This is a genomic window from Polaromonas potterensis (genome assembly GCF_033446725.1).
Taxonomy (GTDB): domain Bacteria; phylum Pseudomonadota; class Gammaproteobacteria; order Burkholderiales; family Burkholderiaceae_C; genus Polaromonas.
Genome location: NZ_JAWQLX010000003.1, coordinates 35,411 through 56,000 on the forward strand (window position 1 = coordinate 35,411; position 20,590 = coordinate 56,000).

Below are 20,590 nucleotides of genomic sequence, written 5' to 3' on the forward strand. Positions count from 1 at the left end.
GTGACCACAGGAAATAGAACATGAACGATTTCGTTATACACCTGCACCCACGCGCGTGCAAGTTGCGCCCGCCGGCCCTGGGGAAGTAGGCAAAGGAGCGCGACCCGGCTCAGGCTTTGGGTCGTTTGTCGTGCAGCATGGTGCGCATGTCCTGAACAGAGACGGCACTGAGTGCGCTGACCTTGATCCTGGGCTGAGCTTTCATCGCGTGGCCGTAAATAATTTCGAAGGTCAGTGCCAGCCGGCCATCGGCCTGGCGCGGCAAATGCTGCGCCAAGGCCTGCAGCAAACGCGCCTTCCAGGCGCGGCCGCGCAACGCCGGAAAACGTGCGGGATGGAAATTGCGCCCCAGCTCGCGCAACTCCTGCAGCAGGCGTTCCGGCGTTTCATACGTCAGCGTGATGCGCTCCATGTCCATCACCGGTTCGGCAAAACCGGTTTGCACCAGCATGTCGCCCCAGTCGTGCATGTCGGTCAATTGGTGGCCGGCCGGCGGCCAGCTCAGCAAGGTGTAGATCTCGCGCAGCTCGCGCGTGGTGTCCGGCCCCAGGCAGGAAAACATCAAAAAGCCGCCGACCTTCAAAGCCTGGTGCCACTGCGCCAGCAAGGCCTGCGGGTCCGCACTTTCGTGCAGTGCCATGTTCGCCCACAACATGTCCACGCCCCCTGGCGGCGGCGCCTCGAATGACACGGCGGGCGCTGTCCAGCGTTTCGGGTGCCACCATGGTTTCGCTATGTTTTCAATAGCTGCTTGCGCCCGTCCTTCCTGGGCTTCAAGCACAAAACATGCTGCATCTGGGTAGGTATTGGCAAGTTCGCGGTGGGCCTGCAACCCCCCACGCACCGCGCCCCAGTGGCTCCAGGCCTGCGGCTGCAGCTTGATCCACTGCAACCGGTCCCGCATGCGCTGCGCGACTTCTTCGTGCAGCCAGGGCGAGGCCGCCGGCGCAATACGCTGCCAGTGGCTGACAGCGATCGGATCCAGGGTGGGGGGGCGTTGGGTAGGCATGGCATGGGAAAGAAGGGAAGCGCCGAGTATATTGACACGATGTCGCTACGCCTGCCCAACCCGGCTTCTGTGCTGCAAACCCTGGCCAGCCAGTGCGCGGTTTGCCACAGCTGGCCGTCGCGCCGGGTGTGTGCGGCCTGCGTGGCGCGTTTTGGGCAAACACAAGCGCGTTGCGACACTTGCGCATTGCGTTTGCCCACTGACCTGTCCTTGGGACAAGGCCGCCCTGCGTCCCGCTGTGCGACCTGTCTTCGCCAGCCCCCGCCGCTGGACGCCTGTTTTTCCGCCATGACTTATGCCTATCCCTGGTCAGAGCTGGTGGCCAGCTACAAATTCGGCGGCGACCCGGCCTGGGCCGCTGTCCTGGCCGAGTTGCTGCTGCAAGCGCCTGGCGTGCCCCAAGCCCTGGCAGCGCTGGAGACCGGCGACTGGCTGATACCCCTGCCCTTGTCCACCGCACGCCTGCAGTCGCGCGGCTTCAACCAGGCCTGGGAACTGGTCAAGGCCTTGGCGCGCCAGACCGGCACGTTGGCCCAAACCGATGCCCGGCTGTTGCTGCGTATCCGGCACACGCCACCGCAGGCCCAGCTCAAACGCGAGGCCAGGCTGCAAAACGTCAAGGGGGCTTTTGTCGTGGACCCTTTGCGCGTGTCCGGGCTGCAGGGCCGCCGCGTGCTGCTGGTGGATGACGTGATGACCAGCGGCGCCTCACTGTTTGCCGCCGCGCAGGCCTTGCGTGATGCCGGCGCGGCCTCGGTCTGCGGCGTGGTGTTTGCTCGTACGGAAAGTGACTGAAGCCCCCACGCTTGTCGCTGCGCGTCATACGCAGCAGTTCCCACGCTTCACCAGCAGCGACAATCCCCCCATGTTCAATATCGTCTTAGTCGAGCCCGAAATCCCCCCGAATACCGGCAATGTGATCCGGCTGGCCGCCAACACCGGTTGCCGCCTGCACCTGGTGGAGCCGCTGGGTTTTTCGATGGATGACAAACACATGCGGCGCGCCGGGCTGGATTACCACGAGTACGCCGAGCTCAAGCGCCACGCCGATTGGCAGACCTTTCTGGACACCGAACAACCGGATCCGCTGCGGCTGTTTGCCCTGACCACCCGCGGCACGCGACGTGTACATGACGCGCATTTTTTACCCGGCGACTGGCTGGTTTTTGGCGCCGAAACCCGGGGCCTGGCGCCCGAGGTCCGCGAGGCTTTTGCGCCCGCGCAGCGCCTGACCTTGCCCATGCTGGCCGGCCAGCGCAGCCTGAACCTGTCCAATGCGGTGGCCGTCACGGTGTTTGAGGCCTGGCGGCAAAACGGCTTCGCGGCGCGGCCTGACCGCGCGCCAGGGCCCGCCACCTAGGTGGGCTTGTCGGTCTTTTCTGCCGGGTCCACAGTGGGCGTCGGCCGGGACGGCCAGGTTCGCTCGGCCTCGGCCGCCTTCAGGCGTGTCTGCTCGATCAGGAATTCCATGAACACCTTGGCGCGGGTCGGCACAAATTTGCGGCTGGGCAAAGCCGCGTACAAGGTGAAACGCCCGGTGATCCAGGGCGCCAGCACACGCCGCAGCTGCCCGTCCCGCAGGTAGTTCGCCACCAGGTCCAGCGGTTGCGCGCAGATACCGCTGCCATCCAGCGTGGCCCGCAGCAAGGTGTCGCTGTGGTTGGCCATCAGCACCGGCTTGATGTCCACCACTTCTTCCCGGTCGCCCTCCTCGGGATTGATCAGCCGCCACTCCCGCTGCCGCGCACCCGTGTACATGAGGCGCAACAAAGCATGTTTTTGCAGGTCTTCGGGCTTCTTCGGCGTTCCCGCAGCGCGCAAATACCGGGGGGAAGCACACAACAGGCCTTCCGAAACAATCACCGGCCGCGCCACCACATTGGCGTCATACAGTCCGCCGGCCCCCAGAATCGTCAGGTCGAAATCTTCCACCGGCGGCACCAGCGGCGAGTCCACCGTGATGTCCAGCACCACCTTGGGATAACGCCGTCGGAACTCGGCCACCAGCGGCGCCAGAATGTGCACGGCCATCACCGGCTGGGTGTGGATGCGCAGCAGGCCGGCCAGCTCGGTGGTTTGCTGGCGCGTGGAGGCTTCGGCCTCGTCCACATCGTTGAGGATGTTCCGCACCCGTTGCAAATAGGACTGCCCCGCCTCGGTCAGCGACAACTTGCGTGTGGTGCGCTGCAGCAGGCGCACGCCCAGGTGTTCCTCCAGATCGGTGATCAGCCGGGTCATCACGGCGGGTGACATGTCCAGCGTCCGGGCGGCGGCGGCAAAACCACCGTCATCCACCACTTGCTGGAAGGCGCGCATCGATAAAAGTCGGTCCATAGGGTTAATACCTACAAAGTCAAGGCTTTATTGTTCCACATTTGGCAATTAATAATTGAAGCATACGCTGTTTTTCTTCTTCAACGGCAATAGTACAGTTCATACATCGATGAGCCGAAACCACTTAGTAAGCGACTCACCGAGGCTGGACAGACGAGGTTTTTGATCCCCGCCCGCCCGGAAATGTCTTATCAACGTCTAAAAAGGATTTTCATCATGAACTCGAAATTTGTTGCCTCCGCTCTGATCGCTGCAGCCAGCCTGGTGTCCGTGAGTGCTTTTGCCGCTGGCGCCGACGGCTCCGTCGACGTCCAGCCTACGCTGACCAGCATCTACACCCGCGCCGAGGTGCAAGCCCAAGCCCGCGACGTGCAGCCTGGCGCCGTGACAGCCAGCAACATGGTCTCCGGTGGCGCGACGGTTGCCGTAGCACCTGTGGCCAGCGATCGCAGCCGCGCTGAAGTGCGTGCCGAAGCCGTCCAGGCTGGTGTGTCTTACAACGCTGCTCCCGGCCGCGCTTAAGCCCACCGCTGCAGTCATGCAGCTGCCAACAAAAAACCCGCCACGGCTTGCCCTGGCGGGTTTTTTATTGGACGGATGAACATCTTTCCCGGTATCAAACGCTTCAGGGATTCAGGGATTCAGGGATAACGCCGCACCAGCGATTCGGCGATACACACGGGTTTGGCCGAGCCTTCCCGTTCAACCAACACTTCCCAAGTCATCTGCACGCCGTTGTTGTCAATCGGCTCGCTGGCCAGCAGCTTCATGCGCGCACGCAAGCGGCTGCCGACCGGCACCGGCGCCGTGAAACGCACCTTGTTCAGGCCGTAGTTCACCCCCATGCGGCTTTGCACAATGGTCAAGGAAGACTCAAAAAACCTGGGCAGCAGCGACAAGGTCAAAAAGCCGTGGGCAATCGGCGCGCCGAAGGGCCCACTTTTGGCTTTTTCCGGGTCCACATGAATCCACTGGTGGTCGCCGGTGGCTTCGGCAAACAGGTTGACCTGCGCCTGGGTGACGGTCAGCCAGTCGCTGACGGCAACTTCCTGGCCCACACAGGCGGCCAGCTCGGAAAGGGTCTGGAAGGTTTTCATGGGCCGACTGTAACGTGGGACCAACGGCCGGCGTGTCCAGCCAGCGACAGCCAGTGACGCCGGTTCACTGGTCCAGCCAGCGGCAGATGCCGGCCCACTGCTCCAGGTCTTTTTCAACCCGGCTCGGGGCCACGTCAAACAAGGTGAGTCCGCGCGCTGCCAGATGGATGTAGTTTTGCGTGTCGCGCACATAACCCAGCACCGGCAAACCCAGGCTGTCGACAAAGCTGCGCAGCTTGTCGGCGGCAATCGTGCGCGCATCCACCCGCATGCCGATGATGCCGACCTGCATCTTCCCGGCACGACGGTGTTCGGCTAGCTGGTCCAGAAAAGTCCGGGTTGCAAAAATATCGAACACGCTGGGCTGCAGCGGCACGATCACCTTGTCGGCCAGCTTGGCCACATCGTTGAAACGCCAGCCGTGCAAGCCGCCTGGCGTGTCCAGCACCACGTGGGTGGTGCCTTTGGGCGGTTTGACAATCAGGTCGGCGTTGATGTCCCAGGTGGCGATGGGCCGTGCCGCCTGTGAACGCAGCCCCAGCCAAAGCCGGGACGACTGCTGGCGGTCGGCATCCCCCAGCATGACCGCATGGCCCTGGCTGGCGAAATACCCCGCAACATTGGTGGCCAGTGTCGTTTTACCGACGCCGCCTTTCGGATTGGCAATCACAACCACAGGCATACATATCTCCTGGAATTTGAACCGTATCGTAACGGCAGCCGCCGGATCGTCCAAGCCGCGGCCAGTCGCAGCCGCTCAATGGTGACGTTTTTACCACTTTTGGCGCGAAGCGGCGGCTAATGCAAGCCATCCCACAGCAGCTTGATGCCGGTGAGGAACATGCCGAAATAAAGAATCCGGTAAAACAGCACCGGATCGATACGTCTGGCCAGCCGCACCCCTATCCACACACCGATGGGCGCCAGCGGCAGCAACACCAGCGAGGTGCTCATGTTGCGCATATCCAGCAGGCCCAGCCAGGCATAAGGAATCCACTTGGACAGGTTGATGACAAAAAAGAAGAAGGCCAGCGAGGCGGTAAAGGTCACCGGCGACAGGCGCAGCGGAATCACATAAGCGCTGACCGGCGGGCCGCCGGCATGGGCGATAAAACTCGTGAAGCCCGAGGTGACGGTGAACAAGGCACCCAGCCAGCGCGGCGGCGGCGGACTGTCAGGCCGGGGCGGAAACAAGAGGCGCTGGGCCAGGAACAACAAGGTGAACCCGCCGACGATGCCGGCCACGGTGTTGGCCGGCAAGACCTTGAACAACAAGGCACCGATCAAGGTGCCCAGCAAGCCGCAGGGCACGAGGAACTTCACCAGCCGCATGTCGAAGTCCTTGCGAAACGCGGCCATGCCCAGGAGATCGATCAGCAGCAACACCGGCATCAGGATGGCGGCCGCCTGCGGCACGGTCACGGCCAGCGCCATCATGGGCACGGCCAGCGAACCAAAGCCGGCGCCGAAGCCACTCTTGCTGATCCCCAGCAACAACACGGCGGGCACCGCCACGGCATAAAAGAAGGGATCGGTGATGAGGGGAAAAGTCACAGGAAGAGAAGAAACGGACGGGCCAACAATCAACAGCTGCCGATTATCGAGCCTAGAGCGGAGCGACCCGCTGCTGGCGGCATAAAGCCGGCGGCAGAAGACTTCATCATAAAATCGGCCTCCAGCCCTTTAGCAACGGACGCAAGCAGCTCCTCTTTTGATAGCGATGATGCGTTGCGGCAGCCCGGTCGCGATTCACTCCTGCATTTCCAGGCCCAGATAGGCCTTCTGGATCTCCGGCCGGGTCAGCAACTCGCTGGCCTGGCCCTCTGCGACGATGCGCCCTTCCTCCATCACATACGCCCGGTTGGCCAGTTCCATGGCCATGGCCACGTTTTGCTCCACCAGCAGCACCGAGGTGCCTTGCGCATTGATCTGGCGGATGGCGCGGAACATGTCCAGCACAATGGCCGGCGCCAGGCCCAGCGAAGGCTCGTCCAGCAGCAACAGGCCGGGCCTGGCCATCAGGGCGCGGCCCAGGGCCACCATCTGCTGCTGGCCGCCCGACAAGGCACCGGCGGGGCTTTGCAGCTTGGCCTCCAGCGCCGGAAACAACGCCAGCACATGCGCCAGCGAGGCCTTGCGGTGTGCCTTGGCCTGGGGGATGAAGCTGCCAAGCTCCAGGTTGTCCAGCACCGTCATCTGCGTGAACAGCCGCCGGCCTTCCGGCACGATGGCAATGCCGGCTTCACAGAAGCGGTGACTGGCCAGTTGGGTAATGTCCTTTCCGTTAAAACGCAGGCTGCCTTCGCGCACGCGGTGCAGGCCGGCGATGGCGTTGATCAGCGTGGTTTTGCCGGCGCCGTTGGGGCCGACCACACACACCAGCTCGCCGGGTTGGACCGCAAGTGTCACGCCCCACAGCGCCGGTGCCGCGCCGTAGTTGACCAGGATGTTGTTGACTTCAAGCATGGGGGGTTCCCAGGTAGGCGCTGACCACGTCGGCGTTTTTCATGACCTCCTGGGCCGGGCCAACGGCGATCAGCTTGCCATGGTTGAGCACGGCCACACGATCGGCCAGCGCCATCACGGCCCGCATCACATGTTCGACAAACACGATGGTGGCGCCGCGGTCGCGTATCTTGCGGATCAGCGTGATGGCTTCGTTGATTTCGCCGGGTGTCAGGCCGGACAACACCTCGTCCAGCAACACCAGGCGCGGCCGCGCGGCCAGCGCCCGCGCGAGTTCCAGGAACTTGCGCTGGTGCAGGTTCAGGTCGTCGGGCAAGGCATCGGCCTTGTCCTGCAGGCCGGTGAAGGCCAGCCACTTCCAGGCCTCTTGCGTGGCCTGCGCGTGGTTCAACGCCGCGCCGCCAAACATCGCCACCAGGGACACGTTTTGCAGCACGCTCAGATGCGCAAACGGCCTAGGGATCTGGTAGGTGCGCGCAATGCCGGCCTGCGCGATCTGGTGTGCGGCCAACCCCGCGAGTTGGCGCCCTTCAAAAAACATCTGCCCGCCGCTGGCCGGGAAATGCCCGCTCACCACATTGATAAACGTTGACTTGCCCGAACCATTGGGGCCGAGCAGGCCGAGGATTTCCCCCTCGTGTACCTGCAAGGTCACGCCATCCAGCGCCTGTACACCGCGAAAGGCCTTGGACAGCTGGCGCACGTCCAGCAACACCTTGCCGCTGCTGCCGGCAGGCGCCGGAGCAGCCACCGTCTCCGGCGCGGCTGGCGGCGCCACCACCACTGGTGGTACCGAACGTTTGCCCGCCGTGCGTTTGAGGAAATAACCCAGGATGCCGTTGGGCATGAACAGAATCACCAGCACCAGGATCACCCCCACGGCCGCCTTGCCGGCTACCGGGTGGTTGCCCGCCGTGAAAAAATACATCAGGCAGGTGATCGCGATGGCGCCCACCGCCGGCCCGGCCCAATGCCGCGTACCGCCCAGCACACTCATCAGCACCACGGTCAGCGGCACCACAATGGTGAAGGTTTCGCCCGCCGTGACATACGAGACAAACAAGGCATGGATGCCGCCGGCCAGGCCTGCCAGCGCGCAGGAAATACCAAAGGCCAGCAGCTTGTAGCGAAAGGTCGGCACGCCCATCACTTCGGCCACGTCTTCGTCGTCATGGATGGCAAACAGGCCCAGGCCCAGCCGCGAGGCCTGGATGCGGTAGGAGATCAGCAGCGTGGCCACAGCGCCTAACAAGGCCATCAGGTAAATCGACGACGAGGCCGTCGGGCCCAGCGCCGGGACGGCCACGGCATTGAGGTAAATCCCCGGTCCGCCGTCAATCCGCGTGTTGAGCACAATCGTGCCCACCACAAACGTGATGGCCAGGGTCAGCAAGGCAAACAACTCGCCGCGCACCGACTTGACGCGAAACACCACGGCGCCCAGGGCCATGCCCAGCAAGGCCGCCAGCAGGGCCGCCGCAGGCAGGGTCCAGAGAAAAGGCCAGTTCAAATTGGCCGCCAGCCCGGCCGAGGTGTACATGCCTATGCCGAAAAAAGCCCCGTGGCCAAAGGAAAAGTAGCCCGAATAACCGGACAGGATGTTCCAGGACAGGGCCAGGATCATCCAGTGGCAAATCAGGTAAAGAAAAGATTCATAAAAAGCCGGCACACCCAGCCAGGGCACACTGGCCAGCAAGGCGCCCGCGGCCAGGATGCCGATGACGGTTTTGTTCATGCGTGGGCCCGTCCGGCCTTCCGACGTGGATGGACGTCCTTCCTCTTCGGAGGGCAGCGCAACACGCGGCGTAGTGAGTGTGGAGGTCATAGTTTTCCCGGACGAAACAGCAGCATCACGATCAGCAGCGAGAACGAAACGATGGGCGCCCACGAAGGTGCGGCAACGGCCATGGTGATGGCTTCACTCACACCGATGATGATGCCGGCCACCAGGGGCCCGAGCGCGCTGCCCAGGCCGCCCAGCATGACCGCCGCGAAAATCACGCCGACCCAGGCAAAAATCTGCGAAGGGGTCAGCGTGAAGGTCAGTGCCAGGCAGATGCCAGCCACCGCCGCCAGCGCCGCGCAAATACCCGCCAGCATCAGCGACATGCCTTTCTGGTTGATGCCAAAGGCCGAAGCGATGGGCCCGTCCTCGGCCATGGCACGCAAGGCCTTGCCGAGGTCGGTGTAACGCATGGCCGCCCAGATCAGCAGCGACAGCGTGACCGCCATCCCCAGCGTCACCAGCTCGGGCACGGGAAAATACAACGAGCCGAGGGTGAATTTCTGGTCGTTGTAATGCGTTTCCAGCCGGCGAAAGTCAGCGGTCCAGATCGCCTGGATCACACTTTCGATCACCACCGTGATGCCAAAGGTGACCAGCAGCGAATTGAATGGTGAAATCGCAAAACGCGACAACACCCATTGCATGCCCACACCGAACATAAAAAACAGCGGTGGCAACAGCAGCAGTGTGAGCAGCGGGTCCACATGCCACACCGTGGCCATGTGGTAACTCATGTAGGCGGCCAGAAACACCAGGCCAAAGTGGGCCAGGTTGATCTGGCGCAGCAAGCCCCAGGTCAGGCCCAGCCCGAGACCGATCAGGCCGTAGAGGCCGCCTATGAAAATCCCCGAGAGGATGGACTGGGCGAGCAGGTTGAAACTCGGGAAACTCATCTGCGGCTCGGGGCGTCAGTTGACTTGCAGCTTCGCGCCGGCCGGGGCGAACTGCGCCGGATGGATCACCACCCACTTGCCGTTCTGGACCTGCTTGACCTTCATCAGGTCGTCACCGTAGTTGCCGGGGCCGTCGAAACGCAGGCGACCGTGGATGGTGTCCACCCGGTTCTTGCGCAGCCAGGCGGCAATCGCCTTGTCGTCAAAACTGTTGGCACCGCGCACGCCGGCTTCCAGGATCTGCCAGGCCGAGTAAGAGGCTGCGGCCTGCACTTCCACCGAGGTGTCGGGCAGGTTGGCCTTGGTGGCGCGCTCATTGAACAATTTGACAAATTCGGCCGCCACGGGATTCGTGGTGAATGGCGCATGTTCTTCAAAGATGGTGAGCGAGAGTGCGTTTTTTCCATCGGGTGACTTGGTCATGGGGCCAGGCGCGGGATAGGTGTGGAAATGCAGCGGCGGCACATAGTCGATTTTTTTCATCGCGTCGAGCAGCATGTTGCCCTCCAGGCCGATGTCACCGACCCAGACCAGGTCGGGCTTGGCATCCTTGACCCGCGCCGCAATCGGTCCGAAATCGCGGTTGCCGAAATCCCATTCGAGAAACAACACCTCCTGCAGGCCGCGTTTTTTGGCGACTTCCCGGGCGCCCAGGGACATGAAGTGGATGGACGGAAACTTGCTGGTCACGAAGGCGACCGTCTTGGGCGGCTTGGGCGCAGCGGCCAGGGCGTCGAACACCGAGTTCGGCACCGTGGTGCCGGGATCAGAGCCCAGCGACCAGGCCGGAAACGCCATGTCGTACTTGGACAAGGACGGAATGCCGAAGGTGTGATGCACCAGCACCTTGTTGTAACGCTGGGCCACACCCATGGCCGAGAGAATCGCGCCCGTCGCATAAGGGCCCATCAGCAGGTCCACCTTGTCCGAGGTCACCAGTTGTTCATACAGGGTGCGGGCCAGCTCCGGCTTGGACTGGTCATCCTTCAGTGTCCATTCCACCTTGCGGCCCAGCAGACCGCCCTTGGCATTAAGCTGCTCTACATAAATTTCGCCCACCAGCTTGTGTGTCAAGGCGGTGGTCGCCAGCGGCCCGGTCAAAGCCAAGGTGCTGCCGATACGCACAGGGGCCGGTGCCTGCGCGGCCGCCGGCATGGCGGCAAGCAGCGCCGCGCTGGCTACAGCCGTGGTGAAAAGCGATGTCAAGAATTTCATGGTTTGTCTCCTGTTGATTTATAGATACGCTCACTGCAGAAAAAATATCGGCACGGACCGGTCTGCGTCTTCGTCGCTTCACCGGTCCGGCCGTTCACGGCCTTCGCATGGCACGTTTCATGGCACGCCAACGCCGCACGGAACTATTCCACCTTCGCGCCCGACTTCTTCACAATCGCCGCCATGCGTTCGGTCTCGCTCCTGATCAGTGCGCCCATCTGCTCCGGCGTGGAACTCATGGGCACCATGCCCTGGCTGCTCAGGTTTTTCTCGACAAAATCGCGGTTCGCAAGAATGCTGTTGACCGCCGCGTTCAGCTTGGCGACGACCTCGCGCGGTGTGCCGGCGGGTGCGAGAAAGCCGTACCAGGCACCGATGTCCATGTCCTTGAAACCGGCCTCGGCGAAGGTCGGCACATTGGGCAACAAGGCCACCCGTTTGTCGCCGCTCACGCCGAGCACCTTGAGCTTGCCCGAAGCGATGTGGCCCTGGATGGTGGGGAATGCCGGGAAGGTAAACAGCACCTGACCGCCCATGACGTCGGTCACCGCCGGGCCGGCGCCCTTATAGGCCACATGGACCAGGTCGGCACCGGTCAGCCGCTTGAACATCTCGCCCATGAGGTGTGGCTGGCTGCCCGCGCCGAAAGAGCCATAGCCCAGATCCTTGCGCGATTTGGCGTAGACCGCCAGTTCCTTCATGTCATTGGCCGGGGTACTGGCATTCACCACCAGCGCTAGCGCCACATAGGTGACGGGTGCGACCGGAACAAAATCACGCTGCACGTTGTAAGACAGCGCGGGAAACAAGACAGGATTGAGTACAAAGGTGGCATCGTTGGTGAACAACAAGGTGTGGCCGTCGGCTGGCGACTTGGCCGCGGCATCGGCCCCTATGGCCGTATTGGCACCACTACGGTTGTCGATGATCACCGGCTGACCGAGGATTTCCGAAAGCCGCTGGCCCATGCGCCGGCCGACAATGTCGGTGGTGCCGCCTGGCGCGTACGGAATGATGATACGAATCGGTTTGCTGGGAAATGGGGCGGCGCCCTGGGCGGCGGCCATGCGGGGAAACACGGCAACAAGGGCGGTGGCGCCCGCTGCGGCCAGGAGTTTGCGTCTGTGGGTCATGTCGGGTGTCGATCGGTTATTCAAGGCCTCAGTCCACCTGGGCGCCAGAACGCTTGACCAGATCGGACCATTTCGAAATTTCGGCGCGACCGAAGTTCGCCATCTCCTCGGGCTTCATGCGGCGCAGCTCCAAACCTTGCGCGCCCAGCCTGGCGGCGACATCAGCGCTGGCTAGGGCCTGATTGGCGGCATCGCGCAAGCGTGCAAGAACCGGTGCGGGTGTGGCCGCCGGCGCGTACAACATGAACCAGGCCACCAGGTCGAAATCGCCGTAGCCCTGCTCCGCAATCGAGGGCAATTCGGGCGCGGCAGCGCTGCGTTTTGCGCTAGACGCGCCCAAGGCGCGCAGCTTGCCGGCCTTGATGTGTGGCAACACGGCCGCCGGGTGGTAAAACATAAACTGCACCTGGCCAGCCATCACGTCGGACATGGCCAGTCCGCCCTCCTTGTAGGGCACATGCACCATCTCGCCACCCAGCCTGGCCTTGAGCAACTCTCCCGCCAAATGGCCCGAGGTGCCATTGCCGGCCGAGGCAAAACTCACGCCGCCCGGTTTGCCGGCCTGGGCCGCCAGATCTTTCACGGTTTTCAGCGGCGAGTTGGCGGCCACCACCAGCAAGGTCGGTGTGTAGCCAGCAAAAGCCACCGGCGCAAAGTCCTTGAGCGGGTCGTAAGGGAGTTTTTTGTACAAGGTCGCGTTGATCGCATGCGTACCCACCGTGCCCATGACGATGGTGTAACCGTCGGCCGGCGACTTGGCCACCAGGTCGGAACCGATGACACCACCGGCGCCGGCGCGGTTCTCCACAATCACGGTCTGGCCCAGCGGTTTGGCCAGGGCTTCCGCCATCACGCGTGAAATGATGTCCGTTGTGGTGCCCGGGCCAAACGGCACGATGAGTTTGATGGGCCGTGTGGGATAGTCCTGCGCGCCAGCAAGCGTGGAACCCAAAGCCAGGGCGGTGCCCACCAAAAAGGCAGCGGTACGTGTCAAACGGCCGCGGATGACAAGCGGTGAGGTGTTCATGTATTGATTCCCGTGGAAGGCAGGGGGGCGGCGCGTTCGGACCAGCCGGCACGTAATTCGGCGTTGTGTTCGCCCAGCAGCGGCGGTGCGGTGACGTCCAGGGCACGCTCGCCGTCAAAGGACACCGGTGACCGCACGGTGCGGAATGAGCCGGTCACCGGATGCCGGGTTTCGACAAACAACTGCAGGTGTTTGGCCTGCGGGTCTTCTGGCACCTCGGCCGTGGTGTACATGGGTGCGTGCGGCACATCGTTGGCCTCCAGCCGTTTGCACCAGTCGGCGCGATCCCGCAGGCAAAAAATGCCGCCCAGCACCTGCATCAGGTCTTCCTGGTGTTCGATACGTGCCAGCCGACTGGCGAAACGTTCGTCTTCAAAAATGTCGGCGCGCTCCATGGCGGTGGCCAGGCCTTGCCAGAACTTTTCAGGCGAGGACATGTGCAGGGCAATCCACTTGCCGTCCGAACACTGCAAGACATAGGACTGCGAAACGCTGGGGCGGCTGAACGGCCCCATGACTTCATCCACCGCAAACAAGTGGGTGAAGGCATCCAGGTTGAAATGCGCCATGGCCTCGAACATGGAGACTTCCACCTTGCGGCCCACACCGGTGGCGTGGCGTTCGTGTAATGCGCCCAGAATGCCGTAGGCCGCGTAATAGCCGGTCACCGCGTCGGCAATCGCCGGCCCCACCACCCGCGGATTCGCCGGATTAACCAGCAAACGCAGGTAACCACTGGCGGCCTGGGCCACCGTGTCATAACTCGGTCTATGCGCGGCCGGACCGGTCGCGCCAAAACCGCTGATGGCGCAATAAATCAGCTTGGGGTTGATCGCCCGCAAACGTTCTTCGCCGGCGCCTATCTGCTCGGCCACACCGGGACGGAAATTCTGGATGTAAACATCGGCCTCGCGAATCAGCGCGTCGAACTGCGCCAGGTCGTCGGCCTGTTTGGTGTTGAGCGTGAGGCTGCGCTTGTTGCGGTTGTAGGTCTGGAAATGCGGACTGTACAAGCCGCCCTTGAAGGCGCGGAAAGGATCGCCCGTTCCCGGCAGTTCCACCTTGACCACGTCGGCGCCCAGGTCGGCCAGCAGCATGGACGCCGCCGGCCCGGTGATGAAGGTGCCGTGTTCGACCACACGCACACCCTGGAGGACTTTGCTCATGCCTGACGCTCCGCCGGCAACGTGCCGGTGTATTGCTGATCACGTGTGGCCTGGTAGGACAAGGCAAAACCGATGGGGTCGCTGAGTTCTTCGTTGAGGTGGGCAATCAGGCTGGCCGTGCGCGCCAGCATGGGCACCCCCTTGAGCGCATTGACAGGAAAACCCACACCCAGCAACACGGCAGGGATGGCGCCCGACACATTGAGCTTGAGTTCCTTGCCCACCACCTCGGGAATCACGGCTTCCACGGCCTGCGCGATCTCGACATAACGCTGGCCGCCACCGGCTTTCACCGACACCTCGAAGAGTTTGCCCACACGCGGGTCGCGGGCCTTGTGTTCGGGGTGACCATAACCGGCAATTGGCTGCTTGCGCGCCCGCAGATCGGCGATGACCACGCGGGCTGCGGCCCGCAAATCGCCATTGTGTTTTTCCGCTTCCTTTTCAACTTCCAGGTAGAGGCGGCCGGCGGTTTCTGACGCGCCCAGGATCACCGAGCCCGAGCCGAGAATGCCGGCTGCCACCGCGCCCTGCATGGCGTCAGGCGCGGCGGCCAGCGTCATACGTGCGGCCTGCACGCTGGGCACCAGGCCATGTTCGGCAATCGCCACCAGCGTGGCATTCAACACGGCACTGGTCGCGGCGTCGGCGCGTCGGCCGGTGACCAGCAGGAAAAAATAGTCGCCAAAATTGATCTGTCCGATCAAATCCTGGGCCAGATCGGCGCCGCGAACAACAATGGTGTTTTCATTCGAGGTGCAAATTGCAGAACGGGGCACGGTGGCCTTGCCAATTTTCAAGTGTGTTCTCCAGTCAATGGGGATGGGTGGGTTCAGGCGTTGGCGACCAGCCGAAAGTCGTACCTGGCGCTGTGAAAAGGTTTCGTCATCACCCGGCCGCCCGGGGCCGGGCCTGCAGGGTGTGCATCAAAGTCGACGATCAGGCTGTTACGCACGCCGAAGACGGCGTCGGAGTCGATGTAGGGGCTGTCGGACACAAAAATGTGTGTGGTCAGGCGCTCATGTCCGGGCGCCTGCAGCATCATGTGCATGTGGCCTGGTCGGTTCGGGTGGCGGCCCATGCGGTGCAACATGCCGCCCACCGGGCCGTCGGCGGGCACGGGATAAAACGCTGGCTTGATGGACCAGAAACGGTAGTTGCCATCGGCGTCTGTGTAAAAACGCGCACGCAAGGCCATGCCGGCGTCCTCGCCCTTTTGCATGTCGTAAAAACCTTCGCCATCGCCCGACCACACGTCCACCGCGCAGTGGCCCAGCGGCTGGCCGGCCAGGTCGGTCACGCGGCCATGGTAATAACAGGGCTCGCCGGAATTGCCCTCACCGATGTCGGCGCCCAGTTCCAGCACCGGTGCACCTTCCCAGTAAAAAGGACCTTGCACGGTCGCCTCGGTAGGTGTATCAACGCCGACACGGGCCTGGTGCGCGGCGGCGCCTTTGGCCTGGTCGATGGCGACCACCAGCATCGACAGGCCCAAGGTGTCCGACAGCAGGATGAACTCCTGGCGTTTCTCATCACACATCTTGCCGGTGGCCGTCAGAAACTGAATGGCGGTCATCCATTCGTCGGGCGTGAGCTGCACGTCCTGCACAAAGGCATGGGCGTGTTTCACGAGGGAGGTCATCACCTGTTTGAACCGCGCGTCGGGGCAGTCCGCCATACGCTCCACCACGGCTTGGGCCAGGTCTTGTGCTTCGAGTTGCGCCATCTTCTTGTCTCCTTTTTAATCGTTCGCCCCGGGGGCCTGGCATGGGAAAGCAATGCGAGTCTAGGAGTTCATGTCATGTCCTGGAAGTGATTAATTTCCACCGTTATCATCGATGCCATCAATGGTAAAAAACCGAGGCTTTCTCCATGGAACTCCGTCATGTCCGTTACTTCGACGCCATCGCCGAAACCCTGAATTTCACGCGCGCCGCCGAGCGCTTACACGTCACCCAATCAACGCTGTCGCACCAGATCAAGCAGATGGAGGACGAACTCGGCGTCGCGCTGTTTGACCGCAGCAACAAGAAAATCCGGATGACCGAGGCCGGTGAAATCCTGCGTACCTACATGACACCGGCGCTGGAACAAATCGATCGGGGCGTGCAGGCGCTGCGCGGTGACGCAGAGTTCCTCTCGGGCACCATCCGCCTGGGCACCACGCCCAGTTTCAACACCCGCATGGTGCCGCTGTGTGTCTCCACCTTTTTGCACCACTACCCGAACATCCAGGTGGTGGTGGAAGAGTTGTCGGGGGACATGCTGGCCAGGCGTATTTCCTCGGGCGAGCTGGACCTGGCCGTGTCTTACCGGCCGGCCGACGGCACGGGCCTGTGGTTCGAGCCCCTGTACAACGAAGAATTGCGGCTGGTCGTGGCGGCCTCGCATCCGCTGGCAAAACGGCGGCGCGTTCGCATGGTGGAGTTGCATCATGTGCGCATGGTCCTGCTGCCGAAGGAATACCTGACGCGGCAACTGCTGGACGAATGTTTTGAAGCGGCCGGAGCCACGCCGCTGGTCGTCGCGCAACTCAACTCGATCTGGCCCATGTTCGAGCTGATCCGGCAGACGGACCTGGCCGGCATCTTCGGCGAGACCGCCGTGACACCCTCGGCCGACTTGCGTGCCGTACCGCTGGAGGACCCGGTACCCATCCGCACACCGGGCCTGCTCTGGCAAAAAGGCGCCACACGCTCGCCCACCCTCAAGCATTTTGCAGACATCATCCGCCGGGCCGCAGGCCAGATCGGGTGATGCCTGCGCGGACTCACAGGACCGTACACGCCTGTTCAAAAGACAGCCGCGGGTTGCGGTCAAACAGCTTGCCATCGTCGCCGTAACCGAGGTTGATCAGGAAGTTGGCCTGCAGGCGGCCGTCGGAGAAAAACTCGGCATTCACCTTGGCCAGGTCTACGCCGCTCATGGGGCCGCAGTCCAGGCCCAGGGCCCGCGCCGCGGTCATGAAGTAGGCGCCACCCAGAGTGCCGTTGCGGGTCGCCGTGCCTTGCGCCAGGCCGGGATTGCCTTCGAAGTTTTCCTTGGCACCCGGCTTGTGCCAGACCTGGGACATGTGTTCGTAAAACTGGGTGTCATTGGCCACGATCACCGTGACCGGGGCATCCCGTGTCTTGTCCAGGTTGCCGGGCGACAGCGCCGGCAGCAGGCGCGCACGCGATTCCAGCGACACCAGAAAGACATACCGGGTCGGCTGGGTGTTCATCGACGTGGCGCCCATCTTCGCGATGTCATACACCTCGCGCAACAAGGACAAGGCCACGGGTTTGTCGAGAAATCCGTTGGCGGTACGCGCCTTGAGGAACAACTGGTCCAGGCATTCAGGGGAGATTTTCATGGGTTTGCTTTTCAATCAACAGTAAAAAAATGGCGCTTTATTCCGCCTTGATGTCGGCGTCGCGGATCAGCTTGGTCCAGCGCTGCACGTCGCGCTGCACCAGTGCCCGGGTGTCGCCGGCGTTCAGGCTCATGGGTTTGCCACCGGCCTTGCGGAAGGCTTCGCCCACGTCAGGCGCGGCGATCACCTGGGCCAGCTCGGTGCGCAAGCGGCTGAGTATCTCAGGCGGTGTTTTGGCCGGCGCAAAGTAGCCGAACCAGGACTCCAGTTCCAGCGCGGCCACACCAGTTTCCAGCACCGTGGGCACCTCGGGATGCATGGGGTTGCGCGCCCCGCCCGACACGGCCAGCGCCTTGACCGTGCCGCCATCGACCTGCACACGCGCCGTGGGTGAGAGGTCAAAAAACAGGTCCACCCGACCGCCCAGCAAGTCCTGATAGGCGGCCTGTGCGCCGCGATAAGGCACATGGGTGATCTGCACACCCGCCAGATGCCACAATGCGGCCGGCAGCACATGCTGGCCCGAACCGTTGCCGGCCGAGGCATAAGTCAGCTTGCCCGGATTGGCCTTGGCATAGGCCACGACCTCTTTCAGCGAGGTCAGTGGCAAGTCCTTGCGCGCCATCAAGGTATAGCTGTAACCCACGGCCAGTCCGAGCGGCTCAAAGTCTTTCAGGCTGTCGTAAGGCAAGTTGCGGTACAGGCCAGGGTTCAGCGCCAGGTTGGACACCGAGCCGACCAGCAGGGTGTAACCATCGGGCGCGGATTTGGCCACGAAGTCGGTGCCCACCAGCGTGCCCGAGCCGGGTTTGTTTTCGACAATGAAGCTCTGCCCCATCTGCTTGCCCATGCGGTCGGCCAGCAGGCGGCCAACAAAGTCGAAACCACCACCCGGCGGTTGCGGAACAATGACCTTGACCACCTTGTTGGGGTAGTTGTTGGCTTGCGCCTGGGCCAGCGGGAAACAGGTCGCTGCGACAAGGCCAAAAGCCACGGCCAACGCCCTGAGTTTGAGAAAATTTCTCCAGGGAAAAGTCGGTGTGTTCATGCCGATCACCGCTCCAGCACACCGCCGGCCAGCCAGCGCGTGCCACGTTGGTACAAGGCGTCCACCACGGGGCCCTTGAGCATGGGCATGTCCAGCTTGACGGTGTAACCAATACGCGTCTGGATATAGGCCAGGTGGCGGTAACCCTCGGGGAAACCAGCCAGCGCCTGCGGGTCCAGCGCCAGGCGGGCGGAAGAATCCACCGGGTCGATGCGGTCTTTTTCGTAAATCGGCTGGCGGTGCAGCAGCTTCCACTGGCCTTCATGTTTTTGCACAAAATCGTAGAAACGGCCAGTGCAAACCACGTCACACAAAACCCCTTCCACCATGCCGCGCTGCGAGATCGTCATCTTGGTCTGCGCGATCGCACGCTCGCCCGCCATCTCGACGGCCGAACCGCCGAGAAAATGCAGGATACTCACGCCTTTTTCCCAGCCTTCACGCGTGACACGGATGAAGTCCTTGAACGGCCCCTGGAACCAGGTGGCCATCATCACACCGTCCGGGTGCCAGACGCTGGAAAAACGTTCCCAGTCGCCAGCGTCGCGCCAGACCGCCCAGCGTTCCAGCATCTGGCGGATCAGCAGTTCGTTTTCCATGTGTTCACTCATTGACCGTCTCCTCTTGTTGATTCTTGGGTTCCGGCTTGCCACCCGCCGATACTTCGTAGTCCACTTGGTGGCGCGCGATACGCAGGTCTGTCAGCTCGTGTTTGATGCGTATGTGTTCGGGGTGATTGGCATAGGCCTCCAGCGCGGCCTGGGTTTCGAATTCCGAATACAAGACCACGTCGCAGGCATAGTCGACAGCGCTGGTGTCGACCCCTATCTCCAGATGCATCAACCCGGGTACACGCCCGCGCAGCGACTCGAAGCTGCGCGTGAGCAGGGCTATGCTCTGGGCTTTTTCCGCCGGCGTGTCGCCGCGCAGGTTCCACATGACGATGTGTTTGATCATGCGGCGCACCCGGCTGGTACCAAGCCCGGGCTCACTGCTTCGTGTCCGGGTTGAGGACAAAGTCGAAGTCGAGGTGATAAACCCCGTCGGCTTGTTTCACCCAGTCGGCCACCAGCGACTGGCGCACACCAAACACGGCGTCAGAGTCCAGGTAGTTGTCGCCGTTGCGAAACACATGCGTGACCAGCGTTTCATAACCCGGGGCCTTGATCATGAAATGCAGGTGCGCCGGCCGCCAGGGATGGCGATTCGTGGCACGCAACATGTCGCCCACCGGCCCATCGGCGGGAATGGGATAAGCCTCGGCCACGATGGTCTTGAAGTGAAAGCTGCCGTCGGCGCCCGACGCCAGCACACCACGCGCCTGGTGTTTTTTCAGCTCGGGGTATTGCACGTCGTAGTTGCCCTCGGCATCGGCCTGCCAGACCTCGATCACGGCACCGGCCACGGCCTCGCCGTCCAGGCCCAACACCCGGCCCCGCACCAGGCAGGGCTCGCCGGCCGCGCCGTTGGCCACGTCCGCGCCGTGGTCGTAGTGCGGCGCACCGTCGACGTGAAAGGGGCCAAACACTGTGGCCTCGGTGCAGCCTTGGGGTTTGTCGTTGTTCATGGTGACGGTCAGCATGGACAGGCCCAAGGTGTCGCTGAGCAGGATAAATTCCTGGCGTTTGTCGTCACATTTCTGGCCGGTGGCGGTCAGAAACTCAATGCCGGCCAGCCACTCGGCCTCGGTCAGTTTGACCTCGCGCGCAAACGCATGCAGGTGTTGCACCAGGCTGGTCATGAGTTCTTTCAGGCGCGCATCGGGCGTGCCGGCAAAACGCGCAATCACGGCCTGGGTGATGGTGTCCTGGTTCAGGTTGCGCATGCGCAGGCCTTTAGCCGAGCCGCCTCAAAGAAGGCTGATGCTCCCTCGGGGGGCAGCGCACCAATGTGAGCGTGGGGGTCCATACATTCCTTCGGGTTAGCTCTCTTGGCTGCAAATATAGGTGGCGGCGACAATTTGGAAAAGCGCGCTGGCGCAAATGACTTTTCCACGCGGTGGAAAAAAGAAGGCCAGCACCGCGCCACAATGCGGGCAGCCAACAACACATCGCATCAAGC

The 20,590-nt window shown here is 62.7% G+C and carries 23 protein-coding genes; 4 read left to right on the plus strand and 19 right to left on the minus strand.

From position 1 onward, the window contains the following. Window positions 1-109 precede the first annotated feature (109 nt). Window positions 110-1,009 carry a biotin synthase gene (locus tag R6254_RS06250; RefSeq protein ID WP_318405281.1) on the minus strand — a complete coding sequence of 300 codons (900 nt, stop codon included), beginning with the start codon at window positions 1,007-1,009 and terminating at the stop codon, window positions 110-112. 39 nt (window positions 1,010-1,048) lie between these two features. On the opposite strand from R6254_RS06250, the gene R6254_RS06255 reads away from it, so the two are divergent. Both R6254_RS06255 and R6254_RS06260 read left to right on the plus strand, forming a co-directional pair. Continuing rightward, on the plus strand, window positions 1,049-1,804 hold the full coding sequence (locus tag R6254_RS06255) for a ComF family protein (protein WP_318405282.1): 756 nt from the start codon (window positions 1,049-1,051) through the stop codon (window positions 1,802-1,804). Window positions 1,805-1,874: 70 nt separating this feature from the next. Further along, the gene (locus R6254_RS06260) at window positions 1,875-2,369 is read left to right on the plus strand and encodes a tRNA (cytidine(34)-2'-O)-methyltransferase (RefSeq protein ID WP_318405284.1); all 495 of its coding nucleotides are present in this window, start codon (window positions 1,875-1,877) and stop codon (window positions 2,367-2,369) included. Here the strand turns inward: R6254_RS06260 and R6254_RS06265 are convergent. Then, a complete protein-coding gene (locus tag R6254_RS06265; RefSeq protein WP_318405285.1) occupies window positions 2,366-3,343 on the minus strand; it encodes a LysR family transcriptional regulator in 978 nt (325 codons plus the stop codon). The genes R6254_RS06260 and R6254_RS06265 overlap by 4 nt on opposite strands. Before the next feature lie 216 nt (window positions 3,344-3,559). On the opposite strand from R6254_RS06265, the gene R6254_RS06270 reads away from it, so the two are divergent. Continuing rightward, the gene (locus R6254_RS06270) at window positions 3,560-3,865 is read left to right on the plus strand and encodes a hypothetical protein (RefSeq protein ID WP_318405287.1); all 306 of its coding nucleotides are present in this window, start codon (window positions 3,560-3,562) and stop codon (window positions 3,863-3,865) included. A 119-nt stretch (window positions 3,866-3,984) separates the two neighbouring features. On the opposite strand, the gene R6254_RS06275 is transcribed toward R6254_RS06270, so the two are convergent. The 12 genes from R6254_RS06275 to R6254_RS06330 form a co-directional block, all read right to left on the minus strand. Continuing rightward, window positions 3,985-4,440 carry a MaoC family dehydratase gene (locus tag R6254_RS06275; RefSeq protein WP_318405289.1) on the minus strand — a complete coding sequence of 152 codons (456 nt, stop codon included), beginning with the start codon at window positions 4,438-4,440 and terminating at the stop codon, window positions 3,985-3,987. A 64-nt stretch (window positions 4,441-4,504) separates the two neighbouring features. Further along, window positions 4,505-5,122: a ParA family protein gene (locus tag R6254_RS06280; RefSeq protein ID WP_318405290.1), complete on the minus strand. Its 618-nt coding sequence runs from the start codon at window positions 5,120-5,122 to the stop codon at window positions 4,505-4,507. A gap of 116 nt (window positions 5,123-5,238) precedes the next feature. Then, entirely contained in the window at window positions 5,239-5,994 is a 756-nt protein-coding gene (locus R6254_RS06285) for a sulfite exporter TauE/SafE family protein (RefSeq protein WP_318405291.1), read from the minus strand. A gap of 195 nt (window positions 5,995-6,189) precedes the next feature. Further along, a complete protein-coding gene (locus R6254_RS06290; protein WP_318405292.1) occupies window positions 6,190-6,906 on the minus strand; it encodes an ABC transporter ATP-binding protein in 717 nt (238 codons plus the stop codon). Further along, window positions 6,899-8,731 (minus strand): branched-chain amino acid ABC transporter ATP-binding protein/permease, encoded by a 1,833-nt coding sequence (locus R6254_RS06295; RefSeq protein ID WP_318405293.1) that lies wholly within the window; start codon window positions 8,729-8,731, stop codon window positions 6,899-6,901. The genes R6254_RS06290 and R6254_RS06295 overlap by 8 nt, the downstream gene beginning before the upstream one ends. Next, window positions 8,728-9,585 (minus strand): branched-chain amino acid ABC transporter permease, encoded by an 858-nt coding sequence (locus tag R6254_RS06300; RefSeq protein ID WP_318405295.1) that lies wholly within the window; start codon window positions 9,583-9,585, stop codon window positions 8,728-8,730. The genes R6254_RS06295 and R6254_RS06300 overlap by 4 nt, the downstream gene beginning before the upstream one ends. Before the next feature lie 15 nt (window positions 9,586-9,600). Then, window positions 9,601-10,800: an amino acid ABC transporter substrate-binding protein gene (locus tag R6254_RS06305; RefSeq protein ID WP_318405297.1), complete on the minus strand. Its 1,200-nt coding sequence runs from the start codon at window positions 10,798-10,800 to the stop codon at window positions 9,601-9,603. Window positions 10,801-10,943: 143 nt separating this feature from the next. After that, window positions 10,944-11,933, minus strand: a complete 990-nt coding sequence (locus tag R6254_RS06310; protein WP_318405299.1) for a Bug family tripartite tricarboxylate transporter substrate binding protein — start codon at window positions 11,931-11,933, stop codon at window positions 10,944-10,946. A 28-nt stretch (window positions 11,934-11,961) separates the two neighbouring features. Beyond that, window positions 11,962-12,960: a Bug family tripartite tricarboxylate transporter substrate binding protein gene (locus R6254_RS06315; protein ID WP_318405300.1), complete on the minus strand. Its 999-nt coding sequence runs from the start codon at window positions 12,958-12,960 to the stop codon at window positions 11,962-11,964. Further along, window positions 12,957-14,126, minus strand: a complete 1,170-nt coding sequence (locus tag R6254_RS06320; RefSeq protein WP_318405302.1) for a CaiB/BaiF CoA transferase family protein — start codon at window positions 14,124-14,126, stop codon at window positions 12,957-12,959. Before R6254_RS06320 ends, R6254_RS06315 begins: the two co-directional genes overlap by 4 nt. After that, on the minus strand, window positions 14,123-14,926 hold the full coding sequence (locus tag R6254_RS06325; RefSeq protein WP_318405304.1) for a citryl-CoA lyase: 804 nt from the start codon (window positions 14,924-14,926) through the stop codon (window positions 14,123-14,125). The genes R6254_RS06320 and R6254_RS06325 overlap by 4 nt, the downstream gene beginning before the upstream one ends. A 32-nt stretch (window positions 14,927-14,958) precedes the next feature. Continuing rightward, on the minus strand, window positions 14,959-15,852 hold the full coding sequence (locus tag R6254_RS06330; RefSeq protein WP_318405305.1) for a dioxygenase family protein: 894 nt from the start codon (window positions 15,850-15,852) through the stop codon (window positions 14,959-14,961). 146 nt (window positions 15,853-15,998) lie between these two features. Here R6254_RS06330 and R6254_RS06335 point away from each other — a divergent pair, with 146 nt between their 5' ends. Then, a complete protein-coding gene (locus tag R6254_RS06335) occupies window positions 15,999-16,883 on the plus strand; it encodes a LysR substrate-binding domain-containing protein (RefSeq protein ID WP_318405307.1) in 885 nt (294 codons plus the stop codon). A 13-nt stretch (window positions 16,884-16,896) separates the two neighbouring features. Here the strand turns inward: R6254_RS06335 and R6254_RS06340 are convergent, their stop codons facing one another. The 5 genes from R6254_RS06340 to R6254_RS06360 are packed head-to-tail and all read right to left on the minus strand — an operon-like array spanning window position 16,897 to window position 20,354. Then, a complete protein-coding gene (locus R6254_RS06340; protein ID WP_318405309.1) occupies window positions 16,897-17,481 on the minus strand; it encodes a malonic semialdehyde reductase in 585 nt (194 codons plus the stop codon). A gap of 37 nt (window positions 17,482-17,518) precedes the next feature. Next, window positions 17,519-18,529 (minus strand): Bug family tripartite tricarboxylate transporter substrate binding protein, encoded by a 1,011-nt coding sequence (locus R6254_RS06345; RefSeq protein ID WP_318405311.1) that lies wholly within the window; start codon window positions 18,527-18,529, stop codon window positions 17,519-17,521. Between the two features lie 5 nt (window positions 18,530-18,534). Continuing rightward, on the minus strand, window positions 18,535-19,140 hold the full coding sequence (locus R6254_RS06350; protein ID WP_318405313.1) for a nuclear transport factor 2 family protein: 606 nt from the start codon (window positions 19,138-19,140) through the stop codon (window positions 18,535-18,537). Then, on the minus strand, window positions 19,133-19,486 hold the full coding sequence (locus R6254_RS06355; protein ID WP_318405315.1) for a Dabb family protein: 354 nt from the start codon (window positions 19,484-19,486) through the stop codon (window positions 19,133-19,135). The genes R6254_RS06350 and R6254_RS06355 overlap by 8 nt, the downstream gene beginning before the upstream one ends. Window positions 19,487-19,517: 31 nt before the next feature. Beyond that, entirely contained in the window at window positions 19,518-20,354 is an 837-nt protein-coding gene (locus R6254_RS06360; RefSeq protein WP_318405317.1) for an intradiol ring-cleavage dioxygenase, read from the minus strand. Window positions 20,355-20,590 lie beyond the last annotated feature (236 nt).

Excerpts from the sequence above, each read along its gene's own strand:
- R6254_RS06250 (WP_318405281.1), bottom strand. The coding sequence starts at position 1,009 with ATGCCTACCCAACGCCCCCCCACCCTGGATCCGATCGCTGTCAGCCAC.
- R6254_RS06255 (WP_318405282.1), top strand. The coding sequence starts at position 1,049 with ATGTCGCTACGCCTGCCCAACCCGGCTTCTGTGCTGCAAACCCTGGCC.
- R6254_RS06260 (WP_318405284.1), top strand. The coding sequence starts at position 1,875 with ATGTTCAATATCGTCTTAGTCGAGCCCGAAATCCCCCCGAATACCGGC.
- R6254_RS06265 (WP_318405285.1), bottom strand. The coding sequence starts at position 3,343 with ATGGACCGACTTTTATCGATGCGCGCCTTCCAGCAAGTGGTGGATGAC.
- R6254_RS06270 (WP_318405287.1), top strand. The coding sequence starts at position 3,560 with ATGAACTCGAAATTTGTTGCCTCCGCTCTGATCGCTGCAGCCAGCCTG.
- R6254_RS06275 (WP_318405289.1), bottom strand. The coding sequence starts at position 4,440 with ATGAAAACCTTCCAGACCCTTTCCGAGCTGGCCGCCTGTGTGGGCCAG.
- R6254_RS06280 (WP_318405290.1), bottom strand. The coding sequence starts at position 5,122 with ATGCCTGTGGTTGTGATTGCCAATCCGAAAGGCGGCGTCGGTAAAACG.
- R6254_RS06290 (WP_318405292.1), bottom strand. The coding sequence starts at position 6,906 with ATGCTTGAAGTCAACAACATCCTGGTCAACTACGGCGCGGCACCGGCG.
- R6254_RS06295 (WP_318405293.1), bottom strand. The coding sequence starts at position 8,731 with ATGACCTCCACACTCACTACGCCGCGTGTTGCGCTGCCCTCCGAAGAG.
- R6254_RS06300 (WP_318405295.1), bottom strand. The coding sequence starts at position 9,585 with ATGAGTTTCCCGAGTTTCAACCTGCTCGCCCAGTCCATCCTCTCGGGG.
- R6254_RS06305 (WP_318405297.1), bottom strand. The coding sequence starts at position 10,800 with ATGAAATTCTTGACATCGCTTTTCACCACGGCTGTAGCCAGCGCGGCG.
- R6254_RS06310 (WP_318405299.1), bottom strand. The coding sequence starts at position 11,933 with ATGACCCACAGACGCAAACTCCTGGCCGCAGCGGGCGCCACCGCCCTT.
- R6254_RS06315 (WP_318405300.1), bottom strand. The coding sequence starts at position 12,960 with ATGAACACCTCACCGCTTGTCATCCGCGGCCGTTTGACACGTACCGCT.
- R6254_RS06320 (WP_318405302.1), bottom strand. The coding sequence starts at position 14,126 with ATGAGCAAAGTCCTCCAGGGTGTGCGTGTGGTCGAACACGGCACCTTC.
- R6254_RS06330 (WP_318405305.1), bottom strand. The coding sequence starts at position 15,852 with ATGGCGCAACTCGAAGCACAAGACCTGGCCCAAGCCGTGGTGGAGCGT.
- R6254_RS06335 (WP_318405307.1), top strand. The coding sequence starts at position 15,999 with ATGGAACTCCGTCATGTCCGTTACTTCGACGCCATCGCCGAAACCCTG.
- R6254_RS06340 (WP_318405309.1), bottom strand. The coding sequence starts at position 17,481 with ATGAAAATCTCCCCTGAATGCCTGGACCAGTTGTTCCTCAAGGCGCGT.
- R6254_RS06345 (WP_318405311.1), bottom strand. The coding sequence starts at position 18,529 with ATGAACACACCGACTTTTCCCTGGAGAAATTTTCTCAAACTCAGGGCG.
- R6254_RS06350 (WP_318405313.1), bottom strand. The coding sequence starts at position 19,140 with ATGAGTGAACACATGGAAAACGAACTGCTGATCCGCCAGATGCTGGAA.
- R6254_RS06355 (WP_318405315.1), bottom strand. The coding sequence starts at position 19,486 with ATGATCAAACACATCGTCATGTGGAACCTGCGCGGCGACACGCCGGCG.
- R6254_RS06360 (WP_318405317.1), bottom strand. The coding sequence starts at position 20,354 with ATGCGCAACCTGAACCAGGACACCATCACCCAGGCCGTGATTGCGCGT.